The sequence below is a fragment of the Pseudorhizobium tarimense genome (genome assembly GCF_022968135.1).
Taxonomy (GTDB): domain Bacteria; phylum Pseudomonadota; class Alphaproteobacteria; order Rhizobiales; family Rhizobiaceae; genus Neorhizobium; species Neorhizobium tarimense.
The window spans coordinates 21197-42370 of the sequence record NZ_JALJRA010000030.1 but is presented as its reverse complement, the minus strand read 5'-3'; the positions used below and the strand labels follow the sequence as shown (position 1 = coordinate 42370).

The following is a 21174-nucleotide window of genomic DNA, read 5'->3' as shown; positions in this document are numbered from 1 at the left end:
ATCACGGATGCGGCGCATAACCGGCCCGTTCTCTACGGCATGGGCTGCGTGCTGATGGCCCTGTTCACCGGCTGGGGCGCCAGCCTGATGTTCCGCAAGGACTGAGCGGCACCCTGGACCTCGCTTCGGAGAGGAAGGCCGGTTGCGACCGGCCCGGCCTTGCCGGTCGCGTTACATCGCCGGAAGAACGGCGATGTCGCGGATGTCGCCGTCGGCGCCGGTGATGTCCGCGGTCTTCGTTGCCTTACCGCTTTCGAGATCGACAGTATGAAGCGCACCGTCTGCTACCAGCCACGTGGTATTCTCGCCATCGGCCGTGGTCTGCATGTCGAAGGCGTAGGTCGCCGGCATGCCCTCGCCACCGAGCTTGCCGAGTACCGTCAACGTGCCGTCGTTCGGCTTGGTCTGCTGGATGAGACCGCCGATGGTGGCGTCGATATTGTATATCGCCGTCTTTTCAGGCCTTCCATGGGAATTGATGTAGGCGGCGGCGACGATGTTCGGCTCGTCGCCCTTGTGCATGTCGCTCTCCTCGAATGCGAGGCTGCCGTCGACCGTCACCTCGCCGGTATCGGGATGAACGGGTGGTTGGTGGTGCCGGTCATGTAACGCAGCCGGTCGGCCATCGGATTGAAGTCGACGACGACGGGCGCATCGCCGGTGGTCAGCGGCTTGTCCATCTTGGCGACCTCGGTTGCGGCGCCAGTCTCCATGCCGATCGTGACCATGGTGCTGTCCGGCGTCACGCCGACGAGCGTGTTGTTGGACGGGCGAAGGTCGATGCCGACGATGCGGTCGACGCCGGAGACGTCCATGGTTTCAGAGACGGGCGGATTGTCAGTGTCGAACATCACCAGCGTCTTGTCGCCGACCAGACCAACCACCGGCGCGGCGGATGCAGCAACCGAAGTGGCGGCGAGAACGCTGGGGGCGATCGGAACTGTGCACAATTTCATCAATGTCTTTTCTCCCGTTGATCGAGCGTTGAGAGGCAATCGACGCTTGATACTGCCCTGCCTCACAGGGAAGACTCGCCAGCGGATGCGTTTGGATGCAGTTCAGAAAAAATAATTCTGCGGCGCATCCGGAAGACGTCACGATGTGTATTAGTGGCATGACGAAAACGTGGATGCGTGAGACGTGACTAGAGCTTGGCAGAACTGCCCACCGACGATCTGGCCGTGCTGCTTGTTGCCTGCGGCCGCGGCGAGCGCAGCGCGTTGGAGCAGATTTTCGATAAGAAGCAGGGCGGTTGATTGCCTTGGCAGAGCGGATCCTGCGTCGGCGCGATCTGGCCGAAGAAGTCGTGCAGGAAGCGTTCCTTCGCATCTGGACCAGCGCCCAGCAGTTTGACGCCAGCCGCGGATCGACGCGCGGCTGGATTTACGCGATCGTGCGCAACCGCGCGCTTAAACGTTCTAAGAGACGGGCGGCGGGAGGATACGGTGGAGGAGGATCGGCTCGAGGCGCTGCGCGAGGACGAGCAGATGAAGCATATCCTGTCCGCCTGGCAGGCGCTCGACCGCAACAGCCGACTTCACGAGCGCCTTGGCGCGCTCGACGAGAGGAAGCGCCGCGGGATCCTGCTCGCCTATGTGGGCGGCTATACGCATGGCGAGATCGCCGGACGGCTGAAGCTGCCGCTCGGCACGACGAAATCGTGGATCCGCCGCGGCCTGTCGGCACTGCGGGAGTGCATGGCATGAGGTTCGACAACGCCACCATCCCAGAGATTGCTGATGAATACGTGCTGGGCCTACTCGACCGGGCGGAGCAGCAGGCGCTGGAACAAGAGAGCGAGCGGAATCCGGCATTGCGTACAGCGATCGCCGCAAGCCAAGAGCGTTACCTGCCGCTCGACCTGACGGTGGAACTGGTCGACGTGCCGGTGGGGCTCTGGGCAAGGATTGAAGCTGGCTTATCAGATGGCGATGCCGCCGTGCCGCTTGGAGGCGCGACACTTGCACCGGAAGCTGCGCTCACCGCCGCTGCCAACGACAATCGCCGCGCCGGCTGGCGGGCAGCCGCCCTCTCGTCAATGGCCGCCTCACTGGTGCTAGCCGTCGCCTTGACCTGGAGCCTCGGGCGCCACGCGGACCCCGTCGTGATCGCCGTGCTTCTGAACGAGGCGGGCGAGGTGCAGGCGGTGGTAGAGGATTTCGGCAACGACACAGCTCAGATCCGCCTTCTCGCCGACATCCGCGTGCCGGCGGACAAGGCGGTGGAGGTTTGGACGCTACCTTCGCAGGAGACGGGGCCTGTTTCGCTCGGCCTTCTGGAGGATGGGAGGCATCACGCCTGGAAGGGCCGCCACTTCCCCTGCCGCAGGCTTCGCAGCTCTACGAGATCACGCTGTAGGATGCCAGAGGTTCGCCGACCGGTCGTCCGACCGGACCGGTTCTCGCCAAGGGATTTGCGCAACCGCCCGATAGTTCAGCCGAGAAGATTGGCGTAGCGGACGGAATAGATGCGGTCGCGGCCGAGCAGATGGGCGACGAGTGCCTGGCGGTCGAAGAGGCCGTGCATGGCCTTGTGGTTGAGGTCGAGCCCGCCGGCCAGCACGCCGAAGGCTGGCATCAGCAGCCGCAGGCCGTCGGTGGCGAAACAGGGGCGGCGAACATATTTCTCCCGGCGGCGGACCGTCGCGGACGGGTGCAGGTGACCGGCAACCTCGCCCTTGCCGAACGTGAGGCTCGGTTCGTGGCGGAAGACGAGGCCGCCATAAAGCAGCTCATCGACGGAGGTGCCCGGAAGATCGGTCGTGCCGTCCGGATCATGATTGCCGTTGATCCAAATCCAGTCGCGGCCTCGGCCCATCGCGCCAACCAGCGCCCTGAGGTCGTCCGGCAGGTGGGCTGATCCCTTGCGGTCGTGGAAATTGTCGCCGAGCGATATGACGGTTCTCGGATCATAGCGTGCGATTACTGCGGCCAGGATGTTGAGCGTCGCGATCGTGTCGTAGGGCGGCAGCATCATGCCGCGGCGTGCGAAGGCCGCGCCCTTCTCGAGGTGGAGGTCCGAAACAACCAGCGCACCGGCGTCCGGCAGGTAAAGTGCGCCCAGCGGATCGCAGACCGCTGCCACGCCGTGGACAACGGCTTCTTCCGATCCAGCCTCGCGGCCCGTCAAAGCTGCTGTACGGGCGGCAAGCCCGAGGCGGTGCATCAAGCGTCTGTCTTTCCATGGCGCGAAGGGCATCAGGAGAGCGCCTCCGCAATCAGTTCCTCGGCGGCTTCCTGCAGCACCGCGTCCTGCGCCTCTCCCGGAACCGATTCCCGGCCGATCTCCAACATGATGGGAACGGCGAGCGGCGAAACGTGGTTGAGATCGCGGTGGGTGATGTGCCCCTTGATTCGCGCCAACATATCGCCAAGCCGCCCGATATCCAAAAGACCGGTTGCCGCATCCCGCCGCGTCGCTTCCAGCAGGATATGATCCGGTTCATGGCTGCGGAGAACGTCGTAGATGAGGTCGGTCGATACCGTCACCTGGCGACCCGTCTTTTCCTTCCCCGGGTGACGCCGTTCGATCAAGCCGGAAATCACGGCGCAATTGCGGAAGGTGCGCTTCAACATGTAGCTTTCGTCGAGCCAGGCCTCAAGATCGTCGCCCAATATGTCCTCGTCGAAGAGGTCCGTGAGGCTGATGCGGCCGCCGTCGAGCATTCCGCCGATGTCATTTAGCGCCCATACGGCGAGCGAATAGTCAGTCGCGACAAACCCGAGGGGACGGGCGCCGAGACGCTCCAGCCGGCGGGTGAGCAACATTCCGAGCGTCTGGTGGGCAAGCCTGCCCTCGAAGCAGTAGGCGATCATGAAGAAGCGCTTGCCGCGCGGAAAGGTCTCGATCAGCAGTTCGTCCTTGCTCGGCAGCATCGAGCGGTCCTGCTGAATCTCCAGCCACTCGCGGACCTGGTCGGGAAGTGCCTGCCACCGCTTCGGATCAGCCAACATCCCGCGGACCTGATCCGCCAGATAGGTGGTGAGCGGAAACTTGCCTCCAGCATAGGCCGGGATCTTCGGGTCCATGGAGAAGGCATTGGAGACGAGGCACTCGTTTTCGCGGATGCCTTCAAAGCGGAGAACCTTACCGGCGAAGAGGAAGGTATCGCCCTGCACCAGCTGTTCGAGGAAATATTCCTCTACCTTTCCGAGAGAAAGCCCGCCGCGCCCGAGAGTTCCCTTGGCGTTGCGCTTCACCAGACGGACGTTGAGTTCGGTCGCTTCCACAATGGTGCCGAGGTTCAGACGGTACTGCTGCGCGACCTGTGGGTTGGAGACGCGCCAGCGGCCCTCCTGCGTCTTGCGGATCTTGGCATAGCGTTCGTAGGAGCGGAGCGCATAGCCGCCGGTCGCGACGAAATCGACGGCGCGTTCGAACATTTCCCAGGATAGTTCGGCGTAGGGCGAGGCGCTGGTAATTTCCTCATAGAGCTCCAGCGGATCGAATGGCTTGGCGCAGGCCATGCCGAGGATGTGCTGGGCGAGCACGTCGAGCGCCCCCTCCCCCACTGGCGGCGTATCCTGGGCGCCGAGATAATTGGCATCGAGCGCCGCCTGGCATTCCATGACCTCGAAGCGGTTTGCCGGCACGAGAATTGCCTTGGACGGCTCGTCCATCCGATGGTTGGAGCGGCCGATGCGCTGGGCAAGGCGCGAGGCTCCCTTCGGCGCACCGACATGGACGACAAGATCGACGTCACCCCAGTCCAGGCCGAGATCGAGGGTGGAGGTCGCCACCACAGCGCGCAGCTTGTTGGCCGCCATGGCCGCTTCCACACGCCGCCGCTGGCCCGCATCGAGCGAGCCGTGGTGGAGCGCGATCGGCAGGTTGTCCTCGTTGATCGTCCAGAGCTCCTGAAACAGGAGTTCGGCCTGGAAGCGGGTGTTGACGAAGATCAGCGTCGTCTTGTGGCGCTTGATCTCCTCGTAGACCTCCGGGATCGCATAGGTGGAGACATGGCCCGACCAGGGGATGCGCTTGTCGGTATCCAAGATCGTGATGTCGGGGGCGGCGCCGCCCTGCACATGGACAAGGCCGGCTGGGGGCGAAGTGTCCTCCCCTTGAGGCACCAGCCAGCGCTGCAGGTCCATCGGATCCGCGACGGTGGCAGACAGACCGATCGTCTGCATCTGCGGCGCATGCCGGCGGATGCGGGCAAGGCCGAGCGACAGCAGGTGTCCTCGCTTCGACGCCACCAGCGAATGCAGCTCGTCGAGGACCACGTATTTCAGGTCCTTGAAGAAGCGCTCCGCCTCCTTGTTGGCGAGCAGCAGCGCGACCTGTTCGGGCGTGGTCAACAAGATGTCGGGCGGGGTCAGCTTCTGGCGCTGTCGTTTCGCCTGTGGCGTGTCGCCGGTGCGATTCTCGATGGTCACCGGCAGGCCCATCTCCGAGACGGGCTTCATCAGGTTGCGCTCGATATCGACCGCCAGCGCCTTCAACGGCGAGATGTAGAGCGTGTGGATGCCGGTAAAGGCGGAGCCCGGAGTGATCTTGCCCCGGTTCGTGAGATCGGTAAGCGACGGCAGAAAGCCCGCGAGCGTCTTCCCAGCGCCGGTGGGCGCGATCAGCAGCATGTTCTCGCCACCCTGCGCCCTCGCCAGCAGCTCGAGCTGATGGGCACGCGGCGCCCAGCCCTTCTCGGCGAACCATTTCAGGAACGGCCGGGGCAGAGTGGCGGCGTCACGGCCGGCGGATGAGGTTTCGACGAGATCCACGGCGAAAAGATAAGCAAGCCGCGTCTGAAAGGAAGAGGTTCAGCACCGCGTCAGTTGCGAGGGAGCGCCGGACCTGCAGGCACAACGGCCGGCGACTGGGCCTTCTGCCGGTCAGCCTCTGTCTGCCACTTGATCGCCTCGCGTGCCTCAATGCGAGCCTGCTTGCGGTACCGCCCTTGCGTCCACCAGGTACCGATCGAGCCGATCAGCATGCCAAGGATGAGCGCAAGGAGCAGGAAGAGGAAGAATGGGGCAGTAAGGGAAAGAACGCTGTCTGCCGGGCGGAACGGGTTGAGTGCGAGCGTCACGCTCTGCCGATTGGCGACTGAGAGGACGATGAGCAGCACGCCGAGCGGCACCAGGATCAGCAGGGTGAGGATCTTCTTGAGCTTTGTCATCTGTCTCCGCCTCGTCTAAGCCTGGGGCTCATTCTCGCCCTCCTGAGGCAGAATAGGCGCCTTGCGGCGCCTTTCAAGAGCATCTGCCGGGATGGTGTAAACGCACGTCAATCCGCCTCGTCGCCCATGCCGGGGTTGAGGCGTTCACGCAATTCCTTTCCCGTCTTGAAGAAGGGAACCCACTTTTCTTCGACGAAGACGGACTCGCCCGTGCGCGGGTTGCGGCCCGAGCGAGACGGACGGTTCTTGACGGAAAAGGCGCCGAAACCGCGCAGTTCGACGCGGTTTCCGGAAGCCAGCGCATCGGTGATCTCGTCGAGAACCGCATTGACGATGTTCTCGACATCGCGATGGTAGAGGTGCGGATTACGTGTTGCGACGATCTGCACCAGTTCGGACTTGATCACGTTTGCCCCCTGAAAAATTTAGGTTTTCACTCTTTTCCAACCTGCCAAACCGAAACCAGACCGTCAAGGAACAACTTATCGCCGCCCCAGGGGCGCAGCGCTCCCGGTCCGAAGACTTCGCTCAGCCCCGTGAGCCGGACGAAGTTGGCCATGGCACGGGCGAACCAGAGCGAGGAGGAGTCTTCGCTGTCCTTCCACTCCACTATCGGCAGATCTTGGCTGATCCCCCGGCTCTCCAGGTAGGCGCGAATTTCGGGCTCACCGCCCAGCGTATCGATGAGGCGCGCCCTCAGAGCCTGGCGACCGGTGAAGATCGAGCCGTCGGCAAGCCGCAGTGCTTCCTCGCGCGACAGTTGGCGGCGTTCGGCAACCAGATCGACGAACCAGTCGTAGCTATCCATGATCATGGAGCGGATCATCTGCTGGGCCGCCTCGCTCGGCGGGTGGAAGGGAGACGGCTCCGCCTTGAGCGGCGCGGATTTGATCTCCTCCAGCGAGATACCGAGCTTGTCCATCATCTCGGCGATCTGCGGATACTGGAAGATGACGCCGATCGAGCCGGTGATGGAATTGTCGCCGGCGACGATCGTGTCACCGGCAGCGGCGATCATGTAGCCGGCGGAGGCGGCAAGCGTGCGGATGTCGGAAACGACCGGCTTCTTCTCGGCGACCGCGCGGATCGCCTCGAAGATGCGCTCGCCGCCATAGGTGGTGCCGCCCGGCGAGGAGATGGAGACAACCAGCGCCTTGGCGCTATCGTTTTCGGCAATCTCCTCCAGCCGCTCGAGGAGCTCGGTATCGTCCTGGATCATGCCTGTGATCTTGACCTGCGCCACATGCGGCAGCACCACGCCGCCCTCGCCGCCGCCCAAGCGGTAGAGGGCAAAGCCGAGGCCGACGATTACGAGGAGCGCCAGAACGCGCCAGAAGGTGAGCTTGCGCCGCAACCGCCGGCGGTCGAGGATTGCCAATTGGTCCATGAGATTTCCCTTTTGTCCGATGGCGGCCGGAGCGGTTGCCCCTCCTGCGCGTCGGCTATCACGTTTTTATGTTGGCCGTTATTGTTTGTTGATGCATAAAAAACCATATTGCGCCGAAATACGGAAGCCACTCCGCTCGCCCTACGAGTGGGCGATAACATAGTGCGGAGAAAGAGGAAGCACATCCGGCCGATGCTGCAGAGAATGCTAAAATCTCCCGTGCCGGCCTTTGCCGGCCCTGCGGACGGCGACGCCTACGGCGCGGCGCTGCGGCATTCCGCACGCGTGCGCAAGCTGCGGATCTGGCTGCCGATCGCAGCCGTCGTGATCTCGCTGGTCTTCATCGGCGTCTCGGTGATCCGCGCCTACCTGCCGGAAAACCTCCGGGTGGAGAGCGCGCGCATCGAAGACGGCAAGATCGTCATGGAGCGCCCTGCGATCGCCGGCCGTAACGCCGACGGCATCAGCTATTCGATGACGGCGGTGCGGGCGCTGCAGGATATCGCCAACCCGAACATGATCACGCTCGAGGATGTGAAGGCCGCAGTCCCGGTGGACGAGAACACGATCGCGCGCGTTATCGCACAGTCTGGCATTTTCGATCGTGGCACGGACCGGATGCAATTGACGGCACCGTTCGACGTCAACCTGAGCAATGGAACGACCGCAAAGTTCCAGTCGGCCGACCTCGATGTGAAGGGCGGCACGCTGGCCACGAAGGACGCGGTCGCAATAACCACGGGGGAGGCTTCCATAGTTGCGCAGTCCCTCAATATAGCGGATAACGGGCATACCATCACATTTTCAGGGCAGGTTCGGGTAAACATCGACCCCGCCGCACTTCGCAACAAAGGCAACTAGAGCCGGGCCACCATGACCTTTACCCGAACGAAATCGATTTCTGCCGCCCTGATCACCGTCGCTGCCCTTTGTATCGGCGCGGCAGCCCCTGCTACCGCGCAGAACACGACGCGGCAGATGGACGGGATGAAGTTGTCGAACGACGAGCCCATCCAGATCGAAAGCGACCAGTTGGAGATCAAGGAGCAGGAAAAGAAGGCCTATTTCACCGGCAATGTGAAGGTCGTTCAGGGCGGCACCACCATGCGCGCCGGCAAGATGACGGTGCTCTATACCGGCGAAGGCGGGTCGATGACGTCCGGCAACACCGACATCGACAAGATCTTCATGGACGACAAGGTGTTCCTCAGCTCTGGCGAGCAGCAGGCGACGGCCGACAAGGGCCAGTTCGACATGGCGAGCCAAACCTTTGTTCTGACCGGCGAGCAGGTCGTCCTTTCCGAAGGGCCGAACGTTTTCAAGGGCTGCAAGCTAACCGTGCTGATGAACACCGGCGAAGCCAAGCTCGATTCCTGCGGCGGCCGGGTGGAAATCCTGCTCGACCCGAAGTCGCGCCAGCAGCAGCAGTAACGGCTTACTCGTGAAGTTTTCCCTGTCGAACATGCTGGCCAAGAAGCCCGGCACCCGAGTGCCTTTCACCGCCAAAGACCGGGCCCGCTACGAGGGCACGCTCGTTGCGCATGGCCTGTCGAAGACCTATGACACGCGCCGCGTCGTCAATGGCGTGTCTCTGGTCGTTCGTCGCGGAGAGGCTGTCGGACTGCTCGGTCCCAACGGTGCTGGCAAGACCACCTGCTTCTACATGATCACCGGACTTGTGCCGGTTGACGAAGGCATGATTGCCATCAACGGCAATGAAGTCACCACCATGCCAATGTATCGGCGCGCGCGCCTCGGCGTCGGCTACCTGCCGCAGGAAGCCTCGATATTCCGCGGGCTGAGCGTAGAGCAGAACATCCGGGCCGTTCTGGAGGTGCACGACAACGACCGTGACCGGCGGGAGCGCAAGCTCGACGAACTGCTTGCCGAATTCCACATCGGACACCTGCGCAAATCCGCGGCTGTTGCGCTCTCGGGCGGCGAGCGGCGGCGGCTGGAAATTGCCCGCGCGCTGGCGACCGATCCGGCCTTCATGCTGCTCGACGAGCCCTTTGCCGGCGTGGACCCGATCTCGGTGTCCGACATTCAGAACCTGGTTCGGCACCTGACCGCACGCGGCATCGGCGTGCTGATCACCGACCACAATGTGCGCGAGACGCTGGGCCTCATCGACCGCGCCTATATCATCCACGCAGGGGAAGTGCTCACTCACGGCCGCGCGGACGATATCGTCAACAATCCAGACGTGCGGCGCCTCTATTTGGGCGACAAGTTCACTCTTTGAGCAATAAAGTTAGCGTCCCCCCTACGGGCGCTTGACCAAATCTTTCAAAAAAGCAATTTTTGGGCCAAGTTGAAGTTTCGTCATGCGCGAAATCGACCGCGTAGGGAGTTTGCGTCCGCCCATGTCCTTGTCCGCCGGCCTTTTGCTACGCCAGAGCCAGACGCTGGTCATGACGCCGCAACTGATGCAGTCCATCCAGTTGCTGCAGATGACGCATCTTGAGCTGAGCCGGTTCATCGAGCAAGAGATCGAGAAGAACCCGCTGCTGGAGCTCGTCTCCAGTGACAACGGAGAACACGCAGACAAGGCATCCTCTGACGATCGTTCGGTTCCACAGGCTTCGGACCCTGGGGATCACGCCGAGAGTGACGACGCGTGGAGCCAATCGCAGCCGGAGGTCGGGCGCGCAGAACTCGGCGAGATCGATGCAGGCTTCGACAACGTGTTTCAGGATGACCGGGAGCCCGCCAAGGCGGATGCGCCTGAACTTCTCGGGCAATGGAAATCCATGCCGGGCGCCGAAGCGGGGGATGATTACGATCTGGAGGATTTCGTTGCGGGCCAGGTAACGCTGCGCGACCATCTCATGCAACAGGTGCCCTTCCTGCTGCCGGGTGCAGCAGATCGGGTCGTGGCGCAGCACCTGGTGGATTGTGTCGACGAGGCGGGCTATTTCTCCGGCGAAGTGGCCGACATTGCAGAGCGGCTGGGGCGAGAGCCGCAGCAGGTGGAGGACGTCCTTCAGCGGCTGCAGACGCTTGACCCGCCGGGCGTGATGGCACGATCCCTGAAGGAATGCCTCGCCATACAGCTCCGTCAGCGCAACCGCTTCGATCCTGCCATGGAGGCACTGGTCGACCGCCTAGAGCTTCTCGCTCGCCGTGATTTTGCAGCGCTTCGCCGGTATTGCGGGGTTGGCGACGAGGACCTTCTCGACATGCTCTCGGAAATCCGCAACCTCAACCCGAAGCCCGGCGGCAGCTTCGAGCGCAGCACCTGCGAGACGATCTCCCCGGACGTGCTGGTGCGACGAGCGCCGGATGGCCGATGGGTGATCGAGCTGAACGCCGAGACGCTGCCCCGCGTGCTGGTCGACCAGGACTATTTCCGCACCGTTTCGACCTCCTGCGGCAAGCAGAAGGACGACCAGGCGTTCCTTTCAGAATGCATGCAGAGCGCCAACTGGCTGGTCCGCAGCCTGGACCAGAGGGCCAAGACGATCCTGAAGGTTGCCACCGAAATCGTGCGCCAGCAGGACGCCTTCCTGACCCACGGCGTCGATCACCTGCGGCCACTCAATCTGAAGACGGTCGCCGATGCCATCAAGATGCATGAATCGACCGTCAGCCGGGTGACGTCGAACAAGTACATGCTGACGCCGCGCGGGTTGTTCGAGCTCAAGTACTTCTTCTCCGTTTCGATCGGCTCGGCCGACGAGGGCGGTGACAGCCATTCCGCAGAAGCCGTGCGCCACCGCATCCGCGCGCTGATTGCCCAGGAGAGTGCGGAGGCCGTGCTCTCCGACGACGACATCGTCGTCAGCCTGAAGCAAGGGGGCGTCGATCTGGCACGGCGGACGGTCGCCAAGTACCGGGAAGCGATGAAGATCCCCTCCTCCGTCCAGCGCCGACGTGAAAAGCGGGCGATGGCCAAGCTTACCACCGCCTGAGCCTCAGCGGACGATGTAGCGATCGGTGCGGTGATTGATGGCGAGCGTCAGGTTGAGCGTTGCTGCCGCCAGGATCGAGAAGAAAATCACCATCGGGCTGGCTACGACAAAAGAGAGCGCGAGGACGGAAAGGTCGAGGCCAAGCTGGACTAAGCCGGCCCGCCAGCCGAAGCGGTCCTGCAGGTAGAGCGCCAGAATGCCGAAGCCGCCGAGCGATGCCCGGTGACGGAAAAGCGCCAGCATGCCCATGCCGATCAGCAGGCCACCGAACAGAGCCGCGGCGATCGGATGAAGACGCTCAAAGCCGATCAACGTCGGAAGGACCTCCGTCAGCACCGAGGTCAGTGCCACTGCGGAGAAGGTCTTGACGGTGAACGCAAGGCCCATGCGGCGATAGGACAGCCAGTAGAACGGCAGGTTGAGCGCGAAAAAGACGAGGCCGAAGCTCAATCCCGTTGAATAGCGCACGAGAAAGCCGAGGCCGGCTGTGCCGCCGATCAGCAAATCGGCGGCCGCCAGCATGGTGACGCCGAGCGCCGCGAGCATGCTGCCCGCAGCGATGGCCTGAATATCTTCCACGACCGAATGGCGATCAGACGTGGAGGCCCAGAAGCCGACAGGTGTCTTTCCGTCCGCTTCCATCAGCGCACCACGATATATCGGTCGGAGCGATGGTTGATTGCGAGGAAGATGTTGAGCACCACCGCACCCAGCACCGACCAGATCACGATCTCCAGAGAGACGACGAAGAAGGCGCAGATCATGACGCAGATGTCGAAGGCGAGCTGGACGAGCCCCGCCTGGATGGCGAAGTGCTCCTGGATATAGATCGCGAGAATGCCGACGCCGCCGAGGCTGGCGCGGTGCCTGTAAAGTGCCAGCAGACCGTAGCCCAAGAGCAGCCCGCCAAGCAGTGCCCCCCAGGCGGGGTGCAGGTACTGGATCAGCAGGAACTTCTGCTCGATCTCCGTGATCACCGAGACTAGACCAATGGCAATGAAGGTCTTGAAGGAGAAGGCCAGGCCCAGCCGGCGAAACGACAGGTAGTAGAACGGCAGATTGACGATGAAGAAGAGGAAACCAAACGAGATGCCGAAGGCGTAGTGCAGGAGGAAGGCGACGCCCGCCGTTCCGCCCGTCAACAGGCCGACCTGGTTGAGGAAGTAGAAGCCGAGTGCCGCGACCAGGGCGCCGGTGGCCAGTCCCTGGGTATCCTCAAGCAGTGTATGCTGCGCCGGATCGGCACTGTAGAACCCCAGGCTGCGCTTCTGGGCCTGCTTCTGCTGTGTCAAGCGATGCCTCGATCGTGGGCTTTTTGTATATTTGCGTTTAAAACGTTCATTTGGTGCCTTCAACGGGCGGGGGAAGGCGCCAAAGAAAAAGCAAGAATAGGCATAGTCAAGGCAGCTTCCGCGACAGAAACAGCATGCCGAAGATCGGTTCGCCGCGGTCGAGACGGATATCCGTCCGCATCATAGCAAGCGTCTCGAAGCCGAAACGGGTGAGCAGACTGCGGATGTAGTCTTCCGTGTGGGCGTAACGCAGCGACTCCCGTAGTTCGAACCCCTCGTCGCCGGTTGCTTCCTCGACCGAGAAGGCGAAGTGGCCGCCGGGCAGGAGCAGATCGATCACCAGCGGCATGACGGTTTCCAGCGAGCCGAGATACATCAGCACATCTGCGGCAGTCACCAGATCTGCGCGATGTGCCGGAAGACCCTCGCCCAGCAACCCCGCCTCCTCCGTCGACAGGCTGAGATCGGCCTGTGCGAGGTGGTCGTAGATTTCCTTCTGCTCCGCCTTGGCGAGCATGTTGGCAGAGAGATCGAAGCCTTCCAGCCGCTCCGTCACGTCCCGGATTTCAGCGCCGAGGAGGCCGGTGCCGCAGCCGAGATCGACAGCAAGGCAGAAGGGCGCCTTGGCCGAAACGATGTCGGCCAATTTTCCCGGAACGCTGTAATCAAGTTTTTCGACCAGCGCCTTATCAAAGCGTTCCGCATAATCGTCGAAAAGGCTTTCGACATAGCGGCTGGGCGGCTGATCCGGGACTTCTGCCGCCCCCAGCAGGGCAAGCTTCAGCCTGGCGCCGAAGACATCTTCCGGATCGAAGCGCAAGGCCTGCCTATAGGCATCGACTGCACCTTCGACCACTGCGTTCTGCTCGCGGTAGTCGCCCAGGCTGAACCAGCCAGCGGCCCAGTAGGGAACCAGCTCCAGTGCCTGTTCGACGAGTTCTGTTGCGGCGAGAAGGTCGCCCGCATCAGCGAGCATGCGCGCGTATTCCACGCGACGGTCGGCAAGGGCATCGCCGGAAGAAAACTGGCTGGGCGGCATGGATTGTCTCGATAGGGTGCGGGTTATTGGCTGAAGCCACAAAAAAACTCAAGTTCTATTTGAGTGGACCTGCGCCATCCTCATGCGATGTCTTGCGGGACAGCCGCGTGCCGCTTATGTCTTCCCGCGCAACGGAGAACTTTCAGAATGTCGGAACGAGTCAATCGGCTCCTCGGCGACACGCCGGGACGCACGCTCGTCAAACTGATCGTGGTGTCGCTGGTGGTCGGGTTCGTCATGGCCGTCTTCGGCCTTGACCCCTGGGACATCGTCTACAGCATCCGCAACTTCGTGCTCGACCTGTGGTACCAGGGCTTCAATGCGCTGGGGCGGGTTGGCGACTATTTGATTCTGGGTGCGACCATCGTCATTCCGGTCTTCATCCTCCTCCGGCTGATCAGCTACAGGCGCTAAGGCATGAGCGAGCGATTTTTGATGCCGTCCCGCCGGGACGTGCTGCTTCTGTCCGGGCTCGGTCTGCTCCTGGCTTCCTGCTCGACCGTCGGGGTTCTCACAGCCGTCGACGGAGCCGAGGACGAGACGGCGGCGGCGGTGCCGCTGGTCAACAAGGTGCGCGCCGAACGCGGCCTTTCGCCCTTAAAGGCCAAGTCCGCCGCGCGGAGTGCCGCACAGGAGCAGGCCGTGCGGATGGCGAAGGCGGAGCAGATGAAGCATCTCATCGGCCGCGGCGACGACTTCAAGTCGCGCATGAAGCGCCGCGACGTGCCACTGCCGGCAGCGGAAAACATCGCAAGCGGCCAGGCGAGCGTAGAAGAGGCTGTAGAGGCCTGGGTGGTCTCTCCGCGCCACCTCACCAACATGCTTGGCAGCTATGACGGCGTGGGTGTTGCGATGGCCCGTTCCTCCGCCTCCCGCACATACTGGGCCATGGTGCTCTCCGCCTGATGGACGGGCGCGCCGAGCCAGTGTCCGGCAGCCGGCCCTTCGAGGTTACCCATAGGCTGGTTCTGTCGATCGCAGTGCCGATGACGCTCGGGCTCTTGACGACGCCGCTTCTCGGCTTGACGGATACGGCTGTTGTCGGACGCCTAGGCCAGGCGGAAGCGCTTGCGGGGCTGGCGATTGGGGCGATACTCTTCGACCTGATCTATGGCAGCCTCAGCTTCTTCCGCACCTCGACGACCGGGCTTGCTGCCCAGGCCTTCGGTCGTGACGACCTGCGCGAACAGCAGGCGGTCTTCCTGCGTGCCGCACTCAGTGCGCTCGGCCTCGGCCTGCTGATGCTGCTCCTGGGACCGCTCTTGCTGAGGGTCGCGCCCGAGCTGATGACGCAGGACCGGGCGGTTGCGGAGGTGGTGCGCAGCTACTTTGCCATCCGGGTGCTGTCCAGCCCCGCCACCTTCGTCAACTATGCCGTGCTCGGCTTCGTCTTCGGGCGGGGTCAGGCGATGCTGGGGCTGATCCTACAGATCCTCCTCAACGGCACCAACATCCTTCTCTCGATCTATCTCGGGCTCGGCCTTGGCTGGGGTATTGCAGGCGTTGCCTGGGGAACGGCCGCCGCAGAGTTGCTGGCGGCGATCGTCGGAACGGTCGTGGTGATGCGGCAGTTGTCTGCTGTGAGCCGCCCGTCTTGGGCAGAATTGGTCGATCCCGCCAAACTAAAGCAGCTGTTCCAGCTCAACGCCGACATTCTGATCCGCTCGCTGGTGCTGAACGCAGCCTTTGCGCTGATGACGCGGGTGGGCTCCAGCTTCGGGGCGGTGACGCTGGCGGCGAACGCCGTGCTGATGAACGTCTTCATGCTGTCGGCCTTCTTCCTCGACGGCCTGGCCGGCGCGGCAGAGCAGCTTTCCGGGCGAGCGGTCGGCGCCAACTACCGGCCGTCCTTCGAGCGGGCGCTGAAGCTGACGGCGGGATGGTCGTTCGCCATGGCTGGCCTGCTCGGGCTCTTCTTCATCGCGCTCGGTATTCCGGTGATCGAGCTGCTGACGACCTCGTCGGAGGTGCGGGAGGCGGCGGCCACCTACCTGCCCTGGGCGGCGATTACCGGCCTGACCGGGGCGCTCGCTTTCCAGATGGACGGCGTCTTCATCGGTGCTACATGGTCGCGCGAGATGCGCAACATGATGCTTTTGTCTTTTGCCGCTTATTGCGCGACACTTGCCGCGCTGGTGCCCACCCTTGGCAACCATGGCCTTTGGATAGGGCTCAACCTTTTCCTGCTGATGCGGGGGCTGTTGCTCCTGGCGCTGGTGCCGCGCAAGTCCGCTCAGAGCTTCGTGTCGGCCCACTGATCGGCGCGGCTGTCGCGCAGGTCGCGGAGGGAGGCGACGCCTTCACGGTCGAGAAGGCGGGACAGGCCTGTGACGATTCGGCCAGGGAGAGACGGACCCTCGTAAATCATGCAGGAATAGAGCTGCACGAGATCGGCGCCCGCACGGATCTTCTCCAACGCATCCTCTGCAGTGGCGACACCTCCGACGCCAATGATCGGCAGGGCTGGGCCGACGCGCTTGCGCATCTTGGCGAGCACTGCCGTCGACAGCCGGAACAGCGGTACACCGGACAAGCCGCCAGCTTCCCCTGCCTGCGCCGTTTCGGTGAGGCCGGCGCGAGAGAGCGTCGTGTTGGAGACGATGAGGCCATTGAGATCATGCGCGAGGGCTTCGGCCGCAATGTCATCCAACCCCTCCTCCGGCAAATCCGGGGCAATCTTCAGGAAGACCGGCAGCGGCCGCCCAAGCCGGCTCACCTCTAGCGCCCGCGCCGCAAGCACCGCATCGAGCAGGGCTTTCAGGTTTTCGCGCGCCTGCAGATCGCGAAGGCCCGGCGTATTGGGCGAGGAGATGTTGACGGTGAAATAGCTTGCGAGCGCCGCAAAGCGGCGGATGCCCGCGACGTAGTCCGCGATCCGGTCGTCGCTGTCCTTGTTGGCGCCAATGTTGACGCCGACGATGCCGCCCGCGTTCTTTCGTGCTGACAGCCGCGCATGCGCCGCTTCGTGGCCTTCATTGTTGAAGCCGAGCCGGTTGATGACGCCGCGGTCGGCGGTGAGCCGGAAGATGCGCGGCTTCGGGTTGCCCGACTGCGGGCGCGGCGTCAGCGTGCCCACTTCAGTGAAGCCGAAGCCGAGCCGCAGCAGCGCATCCGGCACCTCGGCATTCTTGTCATAACCAGCAGCCATGCCGAGCGGATTGGCGAAGGAGAGGCCGGCAACCGTCTGCGCAAGCCGCGGATCCGGCTTGAGGGAGCAAGCCGGCACGAAGCCGCTCTTCAGCGCGGCGATCGACATGCCGTGGGCGGTCTCAGGGTCGAAGAGGAAGAGGCTTTGGCGGACGAGATCTGAGAAACGGCCGATCACTGCATGTCCTCCGGAAAGAGGTGGAGGCCGTCAGACCCCAGCGGCAGCAGCCGCTCCCACACGACAGCGTCGAGCGGGAGGGCGGCGTAGAGATGCGGAAAGAGATCCCCATTGCGGGAAGGTTCGAACTTCAGCGCCGCCGGGCCAAGAACCTCGCCGTCGACCGCTACCAATGTGAGATCATCTGCACCGGCAAAGTGCAGGCGAGCCGTTTCCCTTGCCTGAGCTGCGGTGGAGAAGTGGATGTAACCATCGTTCAGATCGATGGGTGCACCTCCAAAGACGCCTTTCTTTCGAGCGTCCTGCCACAGACTTGTCGGAACGATCTTGTAGACAATATTGGACATGAGGCAGCTTTCGATCGGGCACGGTACGAGGTGGAGCCGTCTGCGTTTGCCGTAAAGACCGACGCTTGTCCACCGAAAGAGACGAAGGATGACAGGATGATGAGACCGCTTCTGCTTACGCTGACGCTTCTGCCGAGTCTGGCGCTCGCCCAGGAGGCGGAGACCCAGCGCTTCCAGCTCGAAAGGACCGAAAACGGCCTCGTGCGCCTGGATCGGCAGACCGGCGCCGTCTCGCTTTGCCAGGAAGCCAACGGCACGCTTTCCTGCCGCATGGCAGCCGACGAGCGAACGGCCTACGAACAGGAGCTCGATCTCCTGGAGAAACGGGTGAGCGCCCTTGAGGAACGGCTGGCTGAGGCGCAAACGGGTGATCTTCCGGGGGAAGCGGAGATCGAGCAGAGCCTCTCGATCATGGAGCGCTTCATGCGGCGGTTCATGGAGATCATCCAGGAGTTTACCAACGAGCGCGAGCAGCAGGAGCCGGCGCCGAACCGCACCTGACCTCAATCCCCTCCGATCCAAAACCACGCGGCTATTGTTTCGGGCGGTACGGAAGCGTAGAAGTATGCATGACCACATGCGTCTATGCTCTTGGGAGGGAGCGTTAGAATGCAGGCACTCACCATCATCATAGCAGACGACCACCCCCTTTTCCGCGGTGCACTGAAGCAGGCTGTGCAGGGGCTTTCCGCTAATCTGGCGATCCTCGAGGCTGGCGATTTTGAAGCGGCCCGAGCGGCTTCCCGCGAACATCCGGACGCCGACCTGATGCTCCTTGACCTCGCCATGCCCGGTGTCAGCGGCTTTTCGGGCTTGATGTCGCTGAGGGCGGAGTTTTCAGGGCTTCCAATCGTCGTCGTCTCCGCCAGCGACGACAGCGCGACCATACGCCGATCGCTGGAACTCGGCGCCTCCGGCTTCATCTCCAAGTCTTCCGGGCTTGATGATATTCGCCACGGCGTTCAGGCGGTGCTCGATGGCGATATCTGGGCGCCGGAGGGACAGGTGCCGGTGGTGGAAGAGGATCCGGGGGTCAGCGAACTTCTGGAGCGGCTACGGACACTGACACCGCAGCAGAGCCGTGTGCTGACCATGCTGGCCGAAGGATTGCTGAACAAGCAGATCGCTTATGAACTCGGGGTCTCCGAGGCAACGATCAAGGCGCATGTGTCCGCGATTCTGCTGAAGCTGAACGTCGACAGTCGAACCCAGGCGGTGATCAAGCTCAGCAAGATTAACATGCCTCTGGTAGCCTAGGATCCAACTGAGGATTTTATTCCTCTTTTCTCTTTACCAATGGTGCGCTGTTGGCTAAGTTCGGCGCGACTGGCCGGGCTCTGCGGCCAGGCCGCAGGCGTGCGCCTTTAAGGGAGTGCCGGCGGATCGGGATCAGGTGGCGCAAGGCCGGGATCGTGGTTCCGGACGTTGAGCCGGAGACGCAACGGCAGTGTTGTCACACGAGACGATCTGGCACGCCCTTGATGCCTTGGCGGAGCGTCACAAACTGACGCCATCCGGCCTGGCGCGCCGCGCCGGGCTCGACCCGACCGCGTTCAACAAATCCAAGCGACACGGCCCTGACGGGCGGTTGCGCTGGCCTTCCACGGAATCCATCGCCAAGGTGCTGGAGGCGACGGGCGCCAGCGTGGAACAGTTCCTGAGCTACATTCCCTCCTCCCGCTCCGGCCTGCCCGAGGGGTCGTTTCCTTCACAGACCGGAACCATCCCGCTGCTCCGCTTCGCACAAGCGAGCGCGGGCGGCTTCTTCGACGAAGGCGGATTTCCCGCCGGCCAGGGCTGGGATGTAGTGGAGTTTCCTGCCTCTCCCGCCCGCAAGGCAGGGGTCTATGCGCTGGAAGTGCAGGGGGACTCGATGATGCCGCTTTATCGCGACGGCGACGTGCTGATCGTAGAGCCGGGTGCGCAGGTCCGCCGTGGCGACCGTGTGGTGGTGAAGACGCGAGATGGCGAGGTGATGACAAAGATCCTGATGCGCCAGACGGCGCGCGCGATCGAACTGCATTCGCTAAACCCCGAGCACCCGCAGCGCAACCTGGAGCTAGCGGATGTGGAGTGGGTAGCCCACATCATCTGGGCCAGCCAGTAGGAATGTAAGCTCCAGCTCAGTAAAGGCCGTAGGGGAAGTAACGCAGGTAAATGTCCTGCAAGCGGCCGTTGCGGGAGAGCGCTGCAAGCGCATGATCAAAGGCCGCGGCCAGCGTGGTGTCATCACCCTGCAGCATGACGGCGAGCCCTTCGCCCAGAAATTCTTCCGAGAGATAGGGGCCGTCGAAGAGGGCGCAGCAATCCTGCGAGGTCTCGCTCGCAATCCAAAAGGGCAGCCTCAGACCATCGGAAAAAACAGCATCAACCTTGCCCGCCTTCAGCGCATCCAGCATCTCATCCCGATTGGCGAAGGTCACCGGGACGATCCTTGGGAAGAAGGCCCTCAGCATCGCGTAATGGGCTGTCTCATTGACGACGCCGACCGGGCGCCCGGCGAGCCCGTCCGCCCCGTCGCCCACGATCTGCTTCGATTTCAGGCGCGCGAATCGGGCCGGGATCGTCAGGTAGGGCCGTGAGAATCTAAACTTCTGCCGTCGTTCAGCGTTGACCGCGATACCGGTCATCACCGCCTCGCCAGAGCCGTTCGCCAAAGCGCTCTCCAGTTCCTCGAAGGGCAGCGCCTGGATCTGACACTTCGCCTGGATCTCGAGCTCGGCGCAGATCTCGCGCGCGAGATCCACATTGAAACCGGTAAGGCGCCCTGTTTGGTCGGCGAAGTTGAAGGGTGGGAAATCGACAGTGGTGAGTATCCGCAGCCGTACAAGGTTGGACAGGTCCGGACGCGGCAGTCGCTCGCGGGCATCGAAGAGCACGGGGAATTCATGCTGATCTGCTCGGGCGCGCCCCTGAACGAAGACCAGCGCGAGAATGCACGCGACGGCAACAAATAATAGACTCCCCCGGTTTTTCAGGGATGAAAGCGGAGGATGCATCCATATGATCCAAATTGGGACGGGCTAAGGTCTACGGTGTATCAGAGACATACGTCTGGGGGAATATCCGCATGTGGTGAGCCTCTCGGACGGGGGCTATGCCCTCGACACGTCCTCCAGCGAGAGGGATGGTGTCGCCGAAGCTTTCGTCGCGCCTGACCCGGGCGACGAGGCAAAGGTTCTTCAGTCGCTCGGCTTTTCTAGGCCGCTGATCCGGCTCCTGGCTGCCAAGGCGCGCGACAACGGCACCACCGTCGAGACCGAACTTCTCCACCATTCCGGGATAGACGAAAGTGCCTGTTATGGTGCGATGGCCCGCTTGCTGCGACTGCCGTTCCTGGAACGGGTTGCCGACAACGCGTTGATCGACAGTGCCAATCTCGATACGCAACCCTGCCGCCCCCTGACGGTGCGCGTCCATCATCGCCAAGCGGCGCCCCAGGTTGCGATCATGCCGGAAGCTGGCCGGGCTGGCGCAACCTGCTGCCGCGCTGATCAGCCGGCCGTTGCTGAGGCGCGACCTGGTGAATCGCCACCCCGACCGCTATTCGCCGCGCTGTATGGCGTTGCGGTGCCGGGGGTCGGGTGCGGCAAACGAGTGGCTTGCTGTTAGGTGATCGTCATCATCATTGGGATCATCTCGCTGCTCCGCAATCTGGCGGTTTTCTAAGAGCGGCGACGGCAGAGATTCAACAGCGGCTTCTCTTGCCCGACCTGAGAGATAGGTGACGAAACGTACCGGATACATGGGTA

Annotated in this window: 24 protein-coding genes and 2 pseudogenes; 14 read left to right on the top strand and 12 right to left on the bottom strand. The window is 62.9% G+C overall.

Features of this window, described 5'->3' with window-relative positions; genetic code table 11:
• The coding region (locus MUU54_RS23350; protein ID WP_247246344.1) for a TIGR02186 family protein at positions 1-105 on the top strand (105 nt) is incomplete at its 5' end.
• A gap of 66 nt (positions 106-171) precedes the next feature.
• On the opposite strand, the pseudogene MUU54_RS23345 reads toward MUU54_RS23350, so the two are convergent.
• Positions 172-956: pseudogene (locus MUU54_RS23345) on the bottom strand (DUF4394 domain-containing protein).
• 195 nt (positions 957-1151) lie between these two features.
• Between MUU54_RS23345 and MUU54_RS23340 the strand changes: the two are divergent.
• Both MUU54_RS23340 and MUU54_RS23335 read left to right on the top strand, forming a co-directional pair.
• A pseudogene (locus MUU54_RS23340) lies at positions 1152-1706 on the top strand (sigma-70 family RNA polymerase sigma factor).
• Positions 1703-2455 (top strand): anti-sigma factor, encoded by a 753-nt coding sequence (locus tag MUU54_RS23335; RefSeq protein WP_312038863.1) that lies wholly within the window; start codon positions 1703-1705, stop codon positions 2453-2455. Before MUU54_RS23340 ends, MUU54_RS23335 begins: the two are co-directional and overlap by 4 nt.
• On the opposite strand, the gene pdeM is transcribed toward MUU54_RS23335, so the two are convergent.
• The 5 genes from pdeM to sppA form a co-directional block, all read right to left on the bottom strand.
• A complete protein-coding gene (gene pdeM, locus MUU54_RS23330; RefSeq protein WP_247246343.1) occupies positions 2434-3165 on the bottom strand; it encodes a ligase-associated DNA damage response endonuclease PdeM in 732 nt (243 codons plus the stop codon). The genes MUU54_RS23335 and pdeM overlap by 22 nt on opposite strands.
• A gap of 32 nt (positions 3166-3197) precedes the next feature.
• A complete protein-coding gene (locus tag MUU54_RS23325) occupies positions 3198-5720 on the bottom strand; it encodes a ligase-associated DNA damage response DEXH box helicase (RefSeq protein WP_376742260.1) in 2523 nt (840 codons plus the stop codon).
• 50 nt (positions 5721-5770) lie between these two features.
• Entirely contained in the window at positions 5771-6118 is a 348-nt protein-coding gene (locus tag MUU54_RS23320) for a DUF1049 domain-containing protein (RefSeq protein WP_247246339.1), read from the bottom strand.
• A gap of 107 nt (positions 6119-6225) precedes the next feature.
• Positions 6226-6525, bottom strand: coding sequence for an integration host factor subunit beta (locus MUU54_RS23315; protein WP_240000316.1), 300 nt, complete (start codon positions 6523-6525; stop codon positions 6226-6228).
• Between the two features lie 26 nt (positions 6526-6551).
• Entirely contained in the window at positions 6552-7505 is a 954-nt protein-coding gene (gene sppA, locus MUU54_RS23310) for a signal peptide peptidase SppA (RefSeq protein ID WP_247246338.1), read from the bottom strand.
• A gap of 192 nt (positions 7506-7697) precedes the next feature.
• On the opposite strand from sppA, the gene lptC reads away from it, so the two are divergent.
• The 4 genes from lptC (at position 7698) to rpoN (ending at position 11419) form a co-directional block, all read left to right on the top strand.
• The gene (gene lptC / locus MUU54_RS23305; RefSeq protein WP_247246337.1) at positions 7698-8366 is read left to right on the top strand and encodes an LPS export ABC transporter periplasmic protein LptC; all 669 of its coding nucleotides are present in this window, start codon (positions 7698-7700) and stop codon (positions 8364-8366) included.
• 12 nt (positions 8367-8378) lie between these two features.
• On the top strand, positions 8379-8936 hold the full coding sequence (locus tag MUU54_RS23300) for an LptA/OstA family protein (RefSeq protein ID WP_247246336.1): 558 nt from the start codon (positions 8379-8381) through the stop codon (positions 8934-8936).
• 31 nt (positions 8937-8967) lie between these two features.
• Positions 8968-9750, top strand: a complete 783-nt coding sequence (gene lptB / locus MUU54_RS23295) for an LPS export ABC transporter ATP-binding protein (protein ID WP_247246341.1) — start codon at positions 8968-8970, stop codon at positions 9748-9750.
• 121 nt (positions 9751-9871) lie between these two features.
• Positions 9872-11419, top strand: a complete 1548-nt coding sequence (rpoN, locus tag MUU54_RS23290) for an RNA polymerase factor sigma-54 (RefSeq protein WP_247246335.1) — start codon at positions 9872-9874, stop codon at positions 11417-11419.
• A gap of 3 nt (positions 11420-11422) precedes the next feature.
• Here rpoN and MUU54_RS23285 read toward each other — a convergent pair whose 3' ends face one another.
• The 3 genes from MUU54_RS23285 to MUU54_RS23275 all read right to left on the bottom strand — a co-directional run bounded on the left by MUU54_RS23285 (position 11423) and on the right by MUU54_RS23275 (position 13750).
• Positions 11423-12061: a YitT family protein gene (locus tag MUU54_RS23285; protein WP_247246334.1), complete on the bottom strand. Its 639-nt coding sequence runs from the start codon at positions 12059-12061 to the stop codon at positions 11423-11425.
• Positions 12061-12711, bottom strand: a complete 651-nt coding sequence (locus tag MUU54_RS23280) for a YitT family protein (RefSeq protein WP_247246333.1) — start codon at positions 12709-12711, stop codon at positions 12061-12063. Before MUU54_RS23280 ends, MUU54_RS23285 begins: the two co-directional genes overlap by 1 nt.
• A gap of 106 nt (positions 12712-12817) precedes the next feature.
• Positions 12818-13750 carry a class I SAM-dependent methyltransferase gene (locus MUU54_RS23275; protein ID WP_247246332.1) on the bottom strand — a complete coding sequence of 311 codons (933 nt, stop codon included), beginning with the start codon at positions 13748-13750 and terminating at the stop codon, positions 12818-12820.
• Positions 13751-13897: 147 nt separating this feature from the next.
• Between MUU54_RS23275 and MUU54_RS23270 the strand changes: the two genes are divergently transcribed.
• The 3 genes from MUU54_RS23270 to MUU54_RS23260 are packed head-to-tail and all read left to right on the top strand — an operon-like array spanning position 13898 to position 16008.
• On the top strand, positions 13898-14164 hold the full coding sequence (locus MUU54_RS23270) for a DUF6460 domain-containing protein (RefSeq protein WP_247246331.1): 267 nt from the start codon (positions 13898-13900) through the stop codon (positions 14162-14164).
• Positions 14165-14167: 3 nt separating this feature from the next.
• Positions 14168-14656, top strand: coding sequence for a CAP domain-containing protein (locus MUU54_RS23265; RefSeq protein ID WP_247246330.1), 489 nt, complete (start codon positions 14168-14170; stop codon positions 14654-14656).
• Complete coding sequence (locus tag MUU54_RS23260) at positions 14656-16008, top strand: MATE family efflux transporter (RefSeq protein WP_247246329.1); 1353 nt, start codon at positions 14656-14658, stop codon at positions 16006-16008. Before MUU54_RS23265 ends, MUU54_RS23260 begins: the two co-directional genes overlap by 1 nt.
• On the opposite strand, the gene MUU54_RS23255 is transcribed toward MUU54_RS23260, so the two are convergent.
• Both MUU54_RS23255 and MUU54_RS23250 read right to left on the bottom strand, forming a co-directional pair.
• Entirely contained in the window at positions 15984-17075 is a 1092-nt protein-coding gene (locus MUU54_RS23255; protein ID WP_247246328.1) for a quinone-dependent dihydroorotate dehydrogenase, read from the bottom strand. The two genes, MUU54_RS23260 and MUU54_RS23255, sit on opposite strands and share 25 nt — an antisense overlap.
• Entirely contained in the window at positions 17072-17422 is a 351-nt protein-coding gene (locus tag MUU54_RS23250) for a DUF952 domain-containing protein (RefSeq protein ID WP_247246327.1), read from the bottom strand. Before MUU54_RS23250 ends, MUU54_RS23255 begins: the two co-directional genes overlap by 4 nt.
• Positions 17423-17518: 96 nt before the next feature.
• On the opposite strand from MUU54_RS23250, the gene MUU54_RS23245 reads away from it, so the two are divergent.
• The 3 genes from MUU54_RS23245 to MUU54_RS23235 all read left to right on the top strand — a co-directional run bounded on the left by MUU54_RS23245 (position 17519) and on the right by MUU54_RS23235 (position 19529).
• Complete coding sequence (locus tag MUU54_RS23245) at positions 17519-17923, top strand: hypothetical protein (protein ID WP_312038862.1); 405 nt, start codon at positions 17519-17521, stop codon at positions 17921-17923.
• Positions 17924-18031: 108 nt separating this feature from the next.
• Positions 18032-18679, top strand: a complete 648-nt coding sequence (locus MUU54_RS23240; protein ID WP_247246326.1) for a response regulator — start codon at positions 18032-18034, stop codon at positions 18677-18679.
• A 190-nt stretch (positions 18680-18869) separates the two neighbouring features.
• Positions 18870-19529, top strand: a complete 660-nt coding sequence (locus MUU54_RS23235; protein ID WP_247246325.1) for a S24 family peptidase — start codon at positions 18870-18872, stop codon at positions 19527-19529.
• A 16-nt stretch (positions 19530-19545) separates the two neighbouring features.
• On the opposite strand, the gene MUU54_RS23230 is transcribed toward MUU54_RS23235, so the two are convergent.
• On the bottom strand, positions 19546-20421 hold the full coding sequence (locus MUU54_RS23230) for a transporter substrate-binding domain-containing protein (RefSeq protein ID WP_247246324.1): 876 nt from the start codon (positions 20419-20421) through the stop codon (positions 19546-19548).
• Between the two features lie 73 nt (positions 20422-20494).
• Here MUU54_RS23230 and MUU54_RS23225 point away from each other — a divergent pair, with 73 nt between their 5' ends.
• The gene (locus MUU54_RS23225; protein ID WP_247246323.1) at positions 20495-21034 is read left to right on the top strand and encodes a hypothetical protein; all 540 of its coding nucleotides are present in this window, start codon (positions 20495-20497) and stop codon (positions 21032-21034) included.
• The last annotated feature ends 140 nt before the right edge of the window (positions 21035-21174 follow it).

Bases quoted from the DNA above. Each gene is read 5' to 3' on its own strand.
- MUU54_RS23335 (WP_312038863.1), top strand. From the start codon at position 1,703: ATGAGGTTCGACAACGCCACCATCCCAGAGATTGCTGATGAATACGTG.
- pdeM (WP_247246343.1), bottom strand. From the start codon at position 3,165: ATGCACCGCCTCGGGCTTGCCGCCCGTACAGCAGCTTTGACGGGCCGC.
- MUU54_RS23320 (WP_247246339.1), bottom strand. From the start codon at position 6,118: ATGACAAAGCTCAAGAAGATCCTCACCCTGCTGATCCTGGTGCCGCTC.
- sppA (WP_247246338.1), bottom strand. From the start codon at position 7,505: ATGGACCAATTGGCAATCCTCGACCGCCGGCGGTTGCGGCGCAAGCTC.
- lptC (WP_247246337.1), top strand. From the start codon at position 7,698: ATGCTGCAGAGAATGCTAAAATCTCCCGTGCCGGCCTTTGCCGGCCCT.
- MUU54_RS23300 (WP_247246336.1), top strand. From the start codon at position 8,379: ATGACCTTTACCCGAACGAAATCGATTTCTGCCGCCCTGATCACCGTC.
- lptB (WP_247246341.1), top strand. From the start codon at position 8,968: ATGCTGGCCAAGAAGCCCGGCACCCGAGTGCCTTTCACCGCCAAAGAC.
- rpoN (WP_247246335.1), top strand. From the start codon at position 9,872: ATGTCCTTGTCCGCCGGCCTTTTGCTACGCCAGAGCCAGACGCTGGTC.
- MUU54_RS23285 (WP_247246334.1), bottom strand. From the start codon at position 12,061: ATGGAAGCGGACGGAAAGACACCTGTCGGCTTCTGGGCCTCCACGTCT.
- MUU54_RS23275 (WP_247246332.1), bottom strand. From the start codon at position 13,750: ATGCCGCCCAGCCAGTTTTCTTCCGGCGATGCCCTTGCCGACCGTCGC.
- MUU54_RS23270 (WP_247246331.1), top strand. From the start codon at position 13,898: ATGTCGGAACGAGTCAATCGGCTCCTCGGCGACACGCCGGGACGCACG.
- MUU54_RS23265 (WP_247246330.1), top strand. From the start codon at position 14,168: ATGAGCGAGCGATTTTTGATGCCGTCCCGCCGGGACGTGCTGCTTCTG.
- MUU54_RS23260 (WP_247246329.1), top strand. From the start codon at position 14,656: ATGGACGGGCGCGCCGAGCCAGTGTCCGGCAGCCGGCCCTTCGAGGTT.
- MUU54_RS23250 (WP_247246327.1), bottom strand. From the start codon at position 17,422: ATGTCCAATATTGTCTACAAGATCGTTCCGACAAGTCTGTGGCAGGAC.
- MUU54_RS23245 (WP_312038862.1), top strand. From the start codon at position 17,519: ATGATGAGACCGCTTCTGCTTACGCTGACGCTTCTGCCGAGTCTGGCG.
- MUU54_RS23240 (WP_247246326.1), top strand. From the start codon at position 18,032: ATGCAGGCACTCACCATCATCATAGCAGACGACCACCCCCTTTTCCGC.
- MUU54_RS23230 (WP_247246324.1), bottom strand. From the start codon at position 20,421: ATGCATCCTCCGCTTTCATCCCTGAAAAACCGGGGGAGTCTATTATTT.